The organism is Ruminococcus sp. J1101004sp1_RTP21198st1_B9_RTP21198_201120 (assembly GCF_040924245.1).
Classification (GTDB): Bacteria; Bacillota; Clostridia; order Lachnospirales; family Lachnospiraceae; genus Blautia_A; species Blautia_A faecis.
Genome location: NZ_JBCOMI010000004.1, coordinates 113,026 through 127,837, shown reverse-complemented (window position 1 = coordinate 127,837; position 14,812 = coordinate 113,026). Strand labels below are relative to the sequence as shown.

At 44.8% G+C, this 14,812-nt stretch carries 9 protein-coding genes; 8 read left to right on the top strand and 1 reads right to left on the bottom strand.

Translation table 11 applies throughout. From position 1 onward, the window contains the following. Nucleotides 1-403: 403 nt before the first annotated feature. The 8 genes from AB5618_RS04035 (at nt 404) to AB5618_RS04000 (ending at nt 14,006) form a co-directional block, all read left to right on the top strand. Nucleotides 404-1,666 carry an ABC transporter substrate-binding protein gene (locus AB5618_RS04035; protein WP_118581955.1) on the top strand — a complete coding sequence of 421 codons (1,263 nt, stop codon included), beginning with the start codon at nt 404-406 and terminating at the stop codon, nt 1,664-1,666. Between the two features lie 205 nt (nt 1,667-1,871). Then, nucleotides 1,872-2,753, top strand: a complete 882-nt coding sequence (locus AB5618_RS04030; RefSeq protein ID WP_118581952.1) for a carbohydrate ABC transporter permease — start codon at nt 1,872-1,874, stop codon at nt 2,751-2,753. After that, nucleotides 2,750-3,613 (top strand): carbohydrate ABC transporter permease, encoded by an 864-nt coding sequence (locus AB5618_RS04025; RefSeq protein WP_330382723.1) that lies wholly within the window; start codon nt 2,750-2,752, stop codon nt 3,611-3,613. The genes AB5618_RS04030 and AB5618_RS04025 overlap by 4 nt, the downstream gene beginning before the upstream one ends. A gap of 97 nt (nt 3,614-3,710) precedes the next feature. Further along, on the top strand, nt 3,711-5,204 hold the full coding sequence (locus AB5618_RS04020) for a glycoside hydrolase family 32 protein (protein WP_173718372.1): 1,494 nt from the start codon (nt 3,711-3,713) through the stop codon (nt 5,202-5,204). A gap of 73 nt (nt 5,205-5,277) precedes the next feature. Beyond that, a complete protein-coding gene (locus AB5618_RS04015; RefSeq protein ID WP_347087708.1) occupies nt 5,278-7,086 on the top strand; it encodes an amylosucrase in 1,809 nt (602 codons plus the stop codon). A gap of 297 nt (nt 7,087-7,383) precedes the next feature. After that, nucleotides 7,384-9,903 carry a glycoside hydrolase family 2 protein gene (locus tag AB5618_RS04010; RefSeq protein WP_368366510.1) on the top strand — a complete coding sequence of 840 codons (2,520 nt, stop codon included), beginning with the start codon at nt 7,384-7,386 and terminating at the stop codon, nt 9,901-9,903. 215 nt (nt 9,904-10,118) lie between these two features. Beyond that, complete coding sequence (locus AB5618_RS04005; protein ID WP_368366509.1) at nt 10,119-11,483, top strand: GH1 family beta-glucosidase; 1,365 nt, start codon at nt 10,119-10,121, stop codon at nt 11,481-11,483. Between the two features lie 132 nt (nt 11,484-11,615). Beyond that, the gene (locus tag AB5618_RS04000; RefSeq protein ID WP_368366508.1) at nt 11,616-14,006 is read left to right on the top strand and encodes a TIM-barrel domain-containing protein; all 2,391 of its coding nucleotides are present in this window, start codon (nt 11,616-11,618) and stop codon (nt 14,004-14,006) included. Between the two features lie 131 nt (nt 14,007-14,137). Here the strand turns inward: AB5618_RS04000 and AB5618_RS03995 are convergent, their stop codons facing one another. Continuing rightward, the gene (locus AB5618_RS03995) at nt 14,138-14,773 is read right to left on the bottom strand and encodes a GNAT family N-acetyltransferase (protein WP_148463176.1); all 636 of its coding nucleotides are present in this window, start codon (nt 14,771-14,773) and stop codon (nt 14,138-14,140) included. Nucleotides 14,774-14,812 lie beyond the last annotated feature (39 nt).

Sequence of the window (14,812 nt, the reverse complement as noted above, 5' to 3'; positions counted from 1 at the left end):
GCGTAGCAGCTGATTTTTTTATGCAATAGGAATCTGTTTGTTAAAGCAGAGTGCATCTGACGCGCAAAGCGTAACAAGTCTCTAAAAGCTTGATGGATTTAGGAAGTATGAAACATACTTGTTCGCTTTGTTTTGTACGATAATAAATATGATATGCGGTTGCGATATTGAAAAGAGCGAATTTCAAGAAAAAACAGAAAAAACTGAAATAACGCAACATACCAGTATAAAACACATGTAAAATTGCATAAAATAAGGCGTTTAAAATAGTGTAAAACTAACGAAATAACTTTGAAACCACGGAAAAACATGACAACCGCTTGACACATTCAAAGCACAATGCTATCATACAATCATCAAGAAAACGTCTCAACAAGAACGTAAAAAACAGGAGGAAGCAAAAATGAAAAAACGTATTTCAATGGCAATTGCAGTTGCAACTGCAGCAGCAACAATGGCAAGTGTATCTGTACCGGTTATGGCAGACGATGTGAACATCACAATTTTTAACTCCAAGATGGAGGTTCAGAGCCAGTTCGAAGAATTAGCTGCTCAGTATGCAGAAGAGACCGGCGTTGGCGTAGAGGTTTATTACAACAGTGATACAGTATCTGCTCATCTGGCTACCAGATATTCTGCGAATGATCCATATACAATCTCTATGGTAGACCCGAAAGATATCTATTCACTTGCAGCAGACCATGCAATTGATTTAAGCGATCAGAGCTGGGTTAATGAGACTGATTACGCAATCGGAGTTGACGGACAGATCAATGGTTTCCCGACCTGCCTTGAAGCACGCGGTGTTATTTACAATGCAGATGCAATCGAAGCAATCACAGGCGAGACATTCAATCCGGATGATTACAAGACACTTGATTCTTTTAAAGAGCTTCTTGAGAAACTGAAAGAAGGCGGAATGGAAACACCTACCGGTATCATGAAAGAGGACTGGTCCCTTGCAGCTCACTTCCTTGCTGAGGTTTACGAGCAGCAGCCAGATGTAGAAGCATTTGTTTCCTCTCTTTATGAAGGAACAGCAGACCTTGCAAACAATGAGAAATTCAATTCTCTTATGGACTTCTTCGATGTCATGATGGAGAATAATTACGCAAAAGATTCTGCAATCGCTGCAGAGCGTGAGACAACCGAGATGATGCTTGCTGAAGGACAGATCGCATTCATGTTCGGAGGAAACTGGGACTGGTCCGTAATCAATGCATATGATTATACAGAGAATATGGGAATGATGCCGGTACCGCAGAACACAGATGACGGATCCAATGAGAAGCTTGTTGGTGGAGGTTCCAAATTCATGATGATCGATTCCTCTGATGCAACAAGTGATGAGCAGCGTCAGGCAGCTAAGGACTTCCTTACATGGCTTGCTGATTCCGATGAAGGACAGAGCTTCATTGCTGAGACATGTGCACTTGTACCTGCATTCTCTAACAATGAAAAAGAAGTATCCGATCCACTTGGAAAATCTGTTAAGAAATATGCAGATGAAGGCTCTCTGATTGATAACTACAATTACCTTCCGGATGATCATCTTTCCATTTGTGGTGCAACCTTCCAGAAATATCTCGCAGGACAGATTGACAGAGCTGAGTTTGCAGCAGAGATTGAAGACTACTGGAAGAACACAACTCCTGTAGAGCACTAAGAATTATCCTTTGGTAACAACTTATTAATTTAACAAACATACTGTAGTTTTATAGAAATTTGCCACCCCTCAAGAGGCTGCACGCCTGTGCCATGCGGCGTGCGGCCTCTTTCCCTCACAAAAAGAAAAGTACTGGATTATAGATTTTCGGAGGCAGCGGGAAAAGGGTGGAGACAAAAAAGAAAAGGGAAAGGGGATCGTGATTATGGAACAAAACACCATGAAATATAAAGTAAAACAGTACTTGATGTTCGCTGGCGTTTCCACTGTCCTGTTTAGTGCAGTTGTAATCCTTCCATTTATCTACGGATTATATCTTACATTTACAAGCTGGGACGGTGTTTCAAAAGACAAACCATTTGTTGGACTGGCAAACTACATTGCTACATTCCAGGATGCAGCTTACTGGCAGGCACTTGGACGTACCTTGATTTATTCTGTTATCGCTGTAATTTTGGTAAACGTGGTAGCATTTTTCCTTGCATACCTTCTTACCAGCGGAATTAAAGGTCAGAACTTCTTCCGTGCAGGCTTCTTTGTTCCGAACCTGATCGGTGGTATCGTACTTGGTTATGTATGGAAATTCGTATTTAACCGTGCATTTGTATCACTTGGAAAATCTCTTTCTGTAGGTGCTCTTTCCACCTCCTGGCTGGCAACCACCAACGGTGCAATGGCATGTCTGATCATCGTATCTGTGTGGCAGTACGCAGGATATATGATGCTGATCTATGTAGCCGGATTTATGAGCGTATCCAAGAGCCTTATGGAAGCAGCCCAGATCGACGGCTGCACCAAGACACAGGCAACCATTAACGTAACGATCCCACTTATGAGATCTTCTTTTGTACAGTGTCTTTTCTTAACGATCACAAGATGCTTTATGGTATATGATGTAAACCTTTCCCTGACAAAAGGTGAGCCATTTAACTCTTCTGTAATGGCAGCTATGCACGTATACAATCAGGCATTTACTTACAAAAATTACGGTACCGGCCAGGCAGAGGCATTAATTCTGTTTGTTGTCTGCGCAATCGTAGGAGTTACTCAGGTTTACATTGGTAAGAAAGGGGAGGTGGCAGCATGATGGATGAAAACAAAAAAGCAGCTCAGAAGAAAAAAGTCAGCCATTTTATTACAATAGCAGTGCTGGTTATCCTGTTTCTGGCATTTATCTTCCCGTTTATCATGGTAATTTTCAATGCGTTTAAGACAAAAGGTGATATCACGGCAGATCCGCTGGCACTGGTTGGCTCTCACGGCTTTATTCTGACTAACTTTACAGATGCCATGAAAAAGATGAACTTTGCAACATCTTTTACAAACTCTCTTTTGATTACTACAGTTTCTACGATCCTTACAATTATGCTTTCTGCAATGACAGCGTTTGTAATTGTTCGTAATAAATGGAAAGCATGCGGTATTCTGTTTTCCCTGATGATTGCATCTATGGTTATTCCGTTCCAGGTACTTATGATCCCGCTGGTTTCTCTTTACGGTGGTATCTTTGGAGTACTGAACAGCCGTATTACTCTGATCCTTATGCATGTGGGATTTTCCCTTTCCATGGCAACATTCATGTTCCACGGTGCAATTCACACCAGCGTTCCGATGGAGCTGGAAGAAGCAGCATTTATTGATGGATGTACCAGATGGCAGACATACTGGAAAATTGTATTTCCGCTTCTGAAACCAACCATCGCAACAGTTGCGATTATTGATGCAATGGCATTCTGGAATGATTACCTTCTTCCAAGCCTTGTTCTCGGACGTAAAGAACTGTATACTCTTCCGATTGCAACACAGGCATTCTATGGTACTTATTCAACAGACCTCGGACTGGTAATGGCCGCCCTCCTTCTGGCTATGCTTCCGATCCTGGTTCTGTATCTGTTCCTGCAGCGTTACATCGTTGAGGGTGTTACCTCCGGAGCAGTAAAAGGTTAAAACCAAAATGGGGTCCAATGATAGTAATATTTTTGGACCCCATAATTACTATCTTGAAATGTGTTTTGATTAATAAATAACAACAGGAGATATGATTATGATAAGTCAGACTTTAAGAGATGCCAGAAGATACGAAGATGCAATGGCTCAGAATATTACACCTTTGGAGAGACCGGAATTTCATTTATCTCCAAAAGTTGGATGGATGAATGACCCCAATGGTTTTTCTTATTACAAAGACAAATTTCATTTATTTTACCAGTATTATCCATATGATTCCCAGTGGGGACCAATGCACTGGGGACATGCGGTAAGTGATGACCTTCTTCACTGGGAATACCTTCCGGCAGCCATTGCCCCGGACATGCCATATGATTATGTGGGATGTTTTTCAGGAAGTGCCATTACGCTTCCAGATGGAAAACAGCTTTTTATGTACACCAGTGTGCGAAAAGAAGCACAGCCGGATGGAGGTGTCCGCGATATACAGACACAAAGCCTTGCAGTCGGTGATGGGATGGATTATGAAAAGGATGTACGAAATCCGATTCTTACAGCAGAAGACATGCCGGAAAACAGCAGCCCCTTTGATTTCCGTGATCCGAAAATGTGGAAATGCGAGGATGGCACTTACCGCTGCGTGATCGTAAATGACAGGGCGGACGGAACAGGCGGCCGTATTCTTCTGTATAGAAGTGAAGATGGATTTAACTGGGAGTTTGAATCCGTAATGCTTTCTAATGATGGCAGATTCGGAAAAATGTGGGAGTGTCCAGATTTCTTTACCCTGGATGGAAAAGACGTAGTACTTGTAAGCCCTCAGGATATGCTTCCAAAAGGCTTTGAGTACCACAATGGCGATGGAACTCTTTGCCTGATTGGTAAATTTGATGAAGAGACCAAAACCTTTATTCCGGAAAAAGACCAGGCAGTGGACTATGGTATCGACTATTATGCAATGCAGACAGTGGAAGCACCAGACGGAAGAAGAATTATGATCGGCTGGATGCAGAACTGGGATACATGTGCGAATAACAGAATTCCGAAGGGAAAATGGTTTGGACAGATGAGCCTTCCAAGAGAGCTTTCCATTAAAGACGGCCGCCTGATCCAGAAACCGATTCGGGAAATTGAGAATCTTCGCACAAATAAGACAGAATATAAGAATGTTGCTTTTGAGGATGTAATTCGTCTGGATGGCGTAGATGGAAGATGTGTGGATATGGAAATCACCCTTCGCCCGGCAGATGCGCAGAATATCTATAAGAAGTTTGCAGTGCGTTTTGCCCAGAATGATACGTACCATACAGCAGTAAGCTTCCGCCCTTATGAATCCGTATTGAAAATTGACCGTAAGTTCTCCGGTTCCAGACGCGCAATTATCCATCAGAGAAGAAGCCTTGTGAATAGTGAAAATGGAGAAATTAAGCTTCGGCTGATCCTGGATCGCTTTAGTGCTGAGATTTTTGTAAATGATGGAGAACATGTGATGACTGCAACGATTTATACAGATCTGGAGGCAGATGGAATTTCCTTCTTTGCAGATGGCAAAGTGGAGATGGATGTTACAAAGTACGAGCTGAAGTTTTGAGAATTGCCAGTAGATACGAGGAGGATATAAAGTGAAGCAAAGAGAGAAAACAGATAAGATCTTTCAGGATCGTATGGCAAAGAAAACAGATGAATTACGCTGGCTGTACATGGAGCTTTATGGAAATGATTCCATGTTTTTCGAGTTATGCGATCAGCTGCACCGCTTCTATGAAGAACGAAGCAGCACATTGAAGGCACTGGATCAAAAGCGTGAAGCAGATCCGGGCTGGTATAAGAAAAATGACATGCTTGGCATGATGTTTTACATAGACAATTTTGCAGGAAACATGAAAGGTGTGGAAAGCAAGCTTGACTATCTGGAAAAAAACAATGTAAATTACATTCATCTGATGCCGTTCCTGGATACGCCGAAAGGCCGTTCTGATGGCGGTTATGCAGTGGCTGATTTCCGTAAAGTACAGGAAAATCTGGGAACTATGGATGATCTGGAAGAACTTACAGATGCCTGCCATAAAAAAGGCATCAGTGTATGTATGGATTTTGTAATGAATCATACCTCTGAGGATCATGAATGGGCAAAAAAAGCCCGCCAGGGCGACGGGGAATATATGAGCCGTTATTTCTTCTACGACAATCCGTATATTCCGTCCCTCTATGAGAAAACAGTACCTCAGGTATTTCCAACTACTGCACCGGGTAATTTCACCTGGCTGCCGGAAATCGGGCATTATGTAATGACAACCTTTTACCCCTATCAGTGGGATCTGAACTATGGAAATCCGCGGGTTTTCAATGAGATGATGTATAATTTCCTTTTCCTTGCAAACAAGGGAATTGATGTAATCCGAATTGATGCAGTTCCCTATATCTGGAAAGAGCTGAACACACCATGCCGGAATCTTCCACAGGTACACACCATTGTGCGTATGATGCGTCTGATCAGCGAGATTGTATGCCCGGGAGTGATTCTTCTTGGAGAAGTAGTTATGGAGCCTGAAAAGGTTGTGCCATACTTTGGGACTGTAGAAAAACCGGAATGCCATATGCTTTACAATGTAACTACAATGGCAACTACATGGCATACCGTTGCCACAAGGGACGTGCGCCTTCTGAAAAAACAGCTTGATATTGTAAATGGTCTGCCGAAGGATTACGTATTCCTGAATTATCTGCGCTGCCACGATGATATTGGCTGGGGACTGGACTATGCTACACTTCAGCAGGAAGGCATTGAAGAACGTTCTCATAAGAAATATCTCAATGACTATTTCCAGGGCTTTGCAGGGGAGAGCAACAGTCGCGGAGTGCTTTACAATGAGGATCCGGTTACCGGAGATGCAAGATTCTGTGGAACCACCGCATCCATGTGCGGTATTGAGAAGGCAGGATTTGAGAAAAACAAAACGGCGATGGAAAAAGCAATCCAGCTGGATGTTATGCTTCATGCCTATATGTTCATGCAGTCAGGAATTCCTGTGATCTACAGTGGAGATGAAATTGGACAGGTAAATGATTATTCATACAAAAATGATCCGGACAAAGCACCGGATTCCCGATACATTCACAGAGGGGCTATGAATTGGGATCGCGCAGCCATGAGCGGCAACGCCAGAACTGTGGAGGGTAAATTGAACAAACGTCTGCTCCAGCTGGAAAAAATCCGCAAAACAGAGAAGGCATTTATGACAAATGCAGATACCTGGACTGTGGATACATGGGATAACAGTATTCTCTGCATTGGCCGTTATTATGAAGGGGAGAAAATTTACGGCCTGTTTAACTTTAGTGAATATGATAAGACAGCATGGATTAATGAACGTGATGGAATTTACAAGGATCTGATTACCGGACAGGAGATGGAGGCTGCAGGTGTAAATGTGCCTGCATATGGCTTCTTCTGGCTGAAAAAAATTAACTGATGAAGAAACACCCGGGAACAGAGGATTGTCTCTGTACTCCCGGGTGTTTTTTGTGAACAAAGTTCACAGAAAACATGAGGATTAAGTTTGCGCAGCAAATGCTACTTCTTGTGCTTGTCACAAGAAGGTTCGTCTTTCTGTGCATCGCGAAGCGTGTTACTGGTCGGCGTGAACAGTAAATCATAAACAGTAACAATCTCCACTGGTATATGGTTGACATTGCTTCATAGGACTGTTAAATTATATTTACATATCTTAATATTTTTGAACGGCTTGCTGACAAGAAAGGATAACCATATGATAAAGCGAGACTTAAAAGACAATTTTCAGATATCCATCAGCGGCCAGGACACCTGGTATGACATGAATGTGCCCGGCTCCGCCATGGAGACTTTTTGCAAAGAAGGAATTCTTCCGGATCCATATTATGGAATGAATGAGTACAAATGGACAGAATTCTGGAAAAATGATTTTGACATCAGAAGCGCTTTTTCTGTAAGCGCAGAAGAGATTGCCAGTGAGGAGATTCTTCTTACCTTTTACGGAATTGATACTGTGGCAGATGTCTTTTTAAATGGAAAGAAGCTTGGACATACTGAGAATATGCACCGCACCTGGGTCTACCAGGTGAAAGAGCTGGTAAAAGAAGGCGAGAACCTTCTGGAACTTCATATCGCCTCCCCGGTAAAATTCATTGAGACTTACAAGCCGGAAAAAGGAAGAGAGATTCATTTTACCAACACCGGAACTACCTCTGGAAGCCAGTACATTCGTAAAGCACACTCCATGTTCGGCTGGGACTGGGGCCCAAAGCTTCCGGATGCGGGACTTTTCCGCGGTGTGGAGCTTTGCTGCTTTGATACTGCAAGACTGGGCGAATCCCTGATCCGCCAGGAGCATGTGGATGGAGCCGTGACACTTCATATTGGAAGTGAAATTGAGAAAGCAGATGGACAGGTTGTAAAAGCTGGAAATACTGCTATGCAGTCAAATGGAAATTCTGCAGCACAGCCAGAATCTGGCGGCAGCGCACAGCCCGGAGTCAGCGGCTTACAGCTTTTCTACGAACTCCGTGATCCATCCAGTGCTCTCATCTACACTGGCACCGACTCTGATATAAACGTAACAAACCCTGCTTTGTGGTGGCCAAATGGCTACGGCAAACAGCCTTTATACACCCTGACGATCCAGCTGAAAGCCGGCGAGATCGTTCTGGATACCAGGGAGTACCGCATCGGTCTCCGCACCGTCACGGTATCCCGTGAGGATGACCAGTGGGGGCAGGAATTTGCCATTATGGTAAACGGCGTAAAGATTTTTGCCCGGGGCGCAGATTACATTCCAGATGACTGCTTCTACCCAAGAATTACCAGAGAAATCCTGGAGCGCGATGTAAAAGCCTGCGTATTTGCAAACTTTAACTGTCTTCGCGTATGGGGCGGCGGATATTACCCATCCGACGAATTCTACGATCTCTGCGATGAATACGGAATTCTCCTTTGGGAAGATCTGATGTACGCCTGCAACATTTATGACGTAACACCGGAGTTTGCAGAGAATATTGCAATTGAAGCAAAAGACAATATCCTCCGTTTCCGCAATCATGCCTGCCTTGGCCTGATCTGTGGAAACAATGAGCTGGAATGCGCATGGACAGACTGGAAGGACACCCAGGGACATGCACCGTCTCTTAAGAGAGACTACCTGTATCAGTTTGAATTCCTACTTGCAGATGTGGTAAAAGAAAACGCACCGGATGCATTCTACTGGCCGTCTTCCCCGTCATCAGGAGGAAGCTTCGACAATCCATGTGATGAGAACCGCGGCGATTGCCATTACTGGGATGTATGGCATGGTCAGAAACCATTCAGTGAGTACATGAAGCACTATTTCCGCTTCTGCTCCGAGTTCGGTTTCCAGTCCCTTCCATCTATCAAGACAGTAGAGACCTTTACTGAGGAAAAAGACCGAAACCTTTTCTCCAGAGTTATGGAGAGCCATCAGAAAAACCCGGCAGCAAACGGCAAGATCCTGTATTATTTATCCGAGACCTTCCGTTACCCGAAAGACCTGGAAAGCCTGATCTTCTTAAGCCAGATCCTTCAGGGATACGCCATGAAGGAAGCGACGGAGCATTGGAGAAGAAACCGTGGCAGATGTATGGGAAGTATTTACTGGCAGTTCAATGATAACTGGCCGGTTGCGTCCTGGTCCAGTATGGACTATTACGGAAGATACAAGGCCCTCCATTATATGGCAAAAGGCTTCTGCGACAATGTGGCAGGAAGCATTGAGAAAAAAGAGACTCACATGGGCTTCTGGATTTCAAACGAGACACTTGATCCGGTAACGGTAAAAGCGAAAATCGCTGTGAAAACACTGGATTTCCAGGTGATCGAGGAGCAGGAAGTATCCAAAGAAGTACCTGCACTCAGTGCGGAATGCCTGTTTGAGAAAGAATACAAGGAGTTGATCGCAGGTCGTGATGACAGCGTATTCTTTGTTGCCGAATATGAGTATGAACAGAACGGACAGAAGGTTTCCAAGAAAGAATTTGAGACATTTGTCCCAGTCAAATATCTGGAACTGAAAGATCCTGCATTTAAGGTAACTGAGAATGCAGACGGAAGCGTTTCCATTCAGACAGATACTTTTGTTCCGTATTGCATGCTGGAGGGAATCAGCGCGGATACCATCTGGAACGAGAATGTGGTTGCATTTACAGACAAGGAAGCAGTCACACTTGTGCCGGTAGAAGATCAGAAGATTTCCAAAGACGGCGTTCGGATTTACGATATTTATCATACATATCATTAATAAAGTGCGTGCGAAAATAGTAGTACATACGAATCGCATTCCGCATCAAAACATCAGATACTTAATTTTTGCTGGCAGACAGAAGTTTGTGGAAATTAAACACAAGTAAAAATAGAGTAATCACATAAAATGTTACGAGACATAGATCAATCAGGAGAATCGAAACACACATTTAAAAAATTCTCCTCACACATAATAGAGAAAGGAATTACACCATGGGATTTAAGAAAGATTTTATCTGGGGCGGTGCAACCGCTTCCTACCAGGTAGAAGGCGCCGCTTATGAAGACGGAAAAGGCTTGAACATCTGGGATATTTTCTGCAAAGACGGTGGACACATTTATGAGAACCAGACAGGCGATGCAGCCTGCGACCAGTATCACCGCTACAAAGAAGACGTTCAGATCATGAAAGAAATGGGCATGAAAGCATACCGCTTTTCTCTTTCCTGGGCGCGCATCATGCCGGAAGGCACAGGCGCAGTCAATGAAAAAGGTCTGGAATACTACGACAACCTGATCAATGAACTTCTGGACAACGGAATTGAGCCATTTGTTACCTTATATCACTGGGATCTTCCATACGCCCTTCATTTACAGGGCGGCTGGATGAATCCAAATTCTCCATCCTGGTTTTACGAGTATGCAAAAGTAGTGGCAGAGCATTTCTCAGACAGAGTAAAGAATTTCTTCACCATCAATGAGCCGCAGTGCATAGTTGGCCTTGGATATCAGACCGGTGAGCATGCACCAGGACTGAAGGTTGGCCCATCCGATTATTTCCGTATCTGGCACAACGTACTGAAAGCCCATGGCCGTGCAGTAGAAGCGCTTCGTGAGTTCAGCAAACAGCCTGTAAAGATCAGTATGGCACCATGTGGAGCCCTTTATGTTCCGGAGACAGACAAGCCGGAAGACATTGAAGCCGCAAGAAAAGCAAACTTCAGTCTCCCGGAGAACTCCATCGGAGCCTGCAGCTGGGACGTTGCTCTTTGCTGTGACCCGGTTTATCTGGGACAGTATCCGGAGGATATTCTGAAAGAATTCGGACAGTTTTTCCCGAAAGTAACAGATGCCGATATGAAGCTGATTTCACAGCCACTTGATTTTTTTGGACAGAACATTTACAATGCCGTAACCGTTCGTGCCGGTGAGGATGGAAAAGCAGTCCGCGCAGCACGTTATGATGGTTTCCCACAGACCGCAATTGGCTGGCCGGTAACTCCGGAGGTTCTGTACTGGGCGCCAAAATTTATGCAGGAGCGTTATAAGAAGCCATTTATGATCACAGAGAATGGCATGGCTTCCCATGACTGGGTAGGTGTGGACGGAAAGGTTCACGACCAGGCCCGCGTAGATTTTATGGCTCGTTATCTTGGCGCTTACAAGCGTGCAGCTGAGGAAGGTGTGGATCTGGCAGGATATTTCGCATGGTCCGTAATGGACAATTTCGAGTGGGCATACGGATATTCCCAGAGATTCGGACTTGTTTATACAGACTACAATACACAGAAGCGGATATGGAAGGATTCCGCATATTTCTACAAAAATATTATCGAAACAAACGGAGAAAATCTATAATTCAGGAGGTTGACCATGGCAAATCAGAGGGGCAGAAAGAAAAGTATAGCAGCAGTTTTTACTGGTTGAAAAAGCAGTAGAAAACTTATATAAAAATAACTAAAAACCTTAAGTGTTTGAGAGGATACACATATGTTTGAGAATAATCTGTGGACGATGGAACCAGTTGGCAGACCGGAGAACACCATCCAGGGCGATAAATACCGCTTCACCCTGCTGACTCCCTGCCTGATCCGAATGGAATACAGGGAAGACGGCAAATTCGAAGACCGTCCTACCCAGGTCGTATGGAACCGTAAATTTGATCCGGTAGACTTCCGTGTGGAAAAGAAGGACGAGGGCTTTGAGCTTTTCACCGACAGAATGCACGTCACCTACACTGGCGGACCTTTTACCCAAAACAGTCTGAACTTAAACGCAGTAGGCGGTCAGAACGCCTATGGTGCAGTATGGTATTATGGGGAAAAAGGTGACAATCTTGGCGGAACCGCAAGAACCTTGGATGGGGTAGATGGGGAATGCCAGCTTCAGGAGGGAATTATGTCCAGAAGCGGCTGTTCTCAGATTGATGACAGCCATTCTCTGGTTCTGGATGAAAACGGCTGGACTCAGGTGCGCACAGGAGATGGGGTGGACATTTATGTTTTCGCTTATGGAAATGATTACAAAGAAGCTTTGAATGATTTTTACCGTCTCACCGGAAAAACTCCTATGCTCCCAAGATATGCCCTTGGAAACTGGTGGAGCCGTTATTACGCTTACACAGAAGACAGCTACAAGGCGCTTGTAACCCGCTTTGAGAAAGAGAAGATCCCATTTTCTGTTGGTGTTCTGGACATGGACTGGCATCTGGTAGAGGAAGTGGATCCAAAATATGGCAGCGGCTGGACCGGATATACCTGGAACAAAAAGTACTATCCGGATCCGGAGCGTTTTATGAACTGGCTTCATGACCATGGAATGAAAATCTCTGTAAACCTTCATCCGGCTGGTGGAATCCGCGCCTTCGAGGAAGCATATCCGGCTATGGCAAAGGAACTGGGAGATGTAGATACCGAACACGAAGCTCCCATTGATTTTGACATCACAAGCCGCAAATTCCTGGAAGCATATTTCAAATGTGTGCTTCATCCAGAGGAAAACAAAGGCGTTGATTTCTGGTGGATCGACTGGCAGCAGGGCAATATCACGAAGGTCCCTGGTCTGGATCCACTGTGGATGCTGAACCACTATCATTACCTGGACAATGCCCGCGATGGAAAACGTCCTCTTACTTTTTCCAGATATGCAGGACCTGGTTCACACAGATATCCAGTAGGCTTCTCCGGTGATAGTATCGTAACCTGGGAGTCCCTGAATTTCCAGCCTTATTTTACCAGCACAGCTTCCAATATTGGATATGGCTGGTGGAGTCACGATATCGGCGGACATATGTTTGGCTATCGTGACAATGAGTTGGCACTTCGCTGGGTACAGCTTGGCGTATTTTCCCCAATTAACCGTCTGCACAGCAGCAAGAATGAGTTTATGGGAAAAGAACCGTGGCAGTTCCCTATGGAGATCGGTGAGGTCATGAAGGAGTTCTTAAGACTCCGTCACCAGATGCTTCCGTATCTGTATACCATGAACCACAGAGCATATAAAGAGAACACGCCTCTGATCCTGCCAATGTACTACACATATCCGGCAGAGCAGGTGGCTTACACAGTGAAGAATGAATATGAGTATGGAACCGCATTTATTGTAGCACCTGTTACGGAGAAATCTGTCCAGGGCGTTGGAAGAGCCAGGACTCATGTATGGCTGCCAGAGGGTACTTACATTGATTTCTTCACAGGTCTGGTATATTCCGGCGACAGAGAGATGGATATGTACCGTGACCTTCATTCCATACCGGTTCTGGCAAAAGCAGGTGCCATTGTGCCGATGACTGAGGAAATATTTGGACAGGAAGCAGACAGAAATCCGGAAACTATGACCATCCGTGTATACGGCGGTGCAGACGGCAGCTTCCAGCTTTACGAAGACGACAACGAGTCCAACGCTTACCTGAAAGACGAGTGCGTTCTCACAGACATGGATCTGAAGTGGAGTACTGGCCGCTTCGTCATCCAAAAGGCAGCAGGCAGGCTGGAACTGATCCCGCAGAAGAGAACCTGGACTGTAGAGTTCTGGGGTGTGAAGGACACTGAGGTTACCGTCGAAGTGGAAGGTACAGTGGTAGAAGCTTCTAAAGAGTATGATGAAGCACTTGGCTGCCTGAAGGTAAGTGTTCCGGAAGCTTCTGTAACATCTGAAATCATCATTACTCTGGGAATTCCGGCGCTGCGTGAGAATGATGTGAAAGCTCAGGTATTTAACCTTCTCAACCAGGCTGAAATCCCATACATGGAGAAAGTAGCTATCATGGAAATCCTGGACAAGAAGATTTCCAATGCCGCCAAACTCACCCAGCTTACCGCAATGCATCCGGAAGAAGGAATTGTTGGAGCAGTGGGAGAGATTTTGACTGCGATAGAGTAATATATAGAACATTAAAGACAGTAAAAAGCCCGGGAGTATTTGCTCCCGGGTGTTTTAATAAGCTGTTATTTAAGGGGAAAACAGTCAGTATACAGCATTGAAGTATTTTTCAATCTGTTGAGCATTTAAAATCAGCAGTAAATTTCAGGCGGAATCTGTGCAAAGGGAATCACATCGGGCTGCCTGTCAGGGTGATCTGCGATGATCTTCTCCATCCAGACCATATTGTACCAACGCCCGAACTTGTAAGCACATTTGTGAAATTCCCCTACCATGGAATACCCCAGATGCTGATGAAACTGAATGCTGTTATGGTTCAGATATTCGTCATCCACTACAGGACTGGCGATGCAGGCATTCAGATTGGTCATATTCTGGGCGGCAAGCGCTTTTTCCAGAGAAGCGTAAAGCGCCTTGCCGATTCCGGATTTCCTTTCGGATTCTCTTACATAGATGGAAGTTTCCACAGACCAGGCATAGGCAGCCCGGGCGTGGAGCGGTCCTGCGTAGGCGTAGCCTGCGATTTCGGTACATGCACTGCAGTCCGCTTCATCCTTGATGCCTGGTGCGGAGCTGTTTATTCCCCGTTCGGCTACAAGATAAGGATAATGCTGTAGTGTGTGTGCAATTCGCTTCCGGAATTCTTCTACAGAGGGAACTTTATATTCGAAGGTAATTGCAGTGTGCTTTACATAAGGTGCATAAATGGAAAGGAGCGCCTCTGCATCCTCTGGGGCTGCCGGGCGGATAGTAACTGGTAATGACATGGCAGGATTCCTCCTTTGTAGTTGCAAACGAAAATTTTA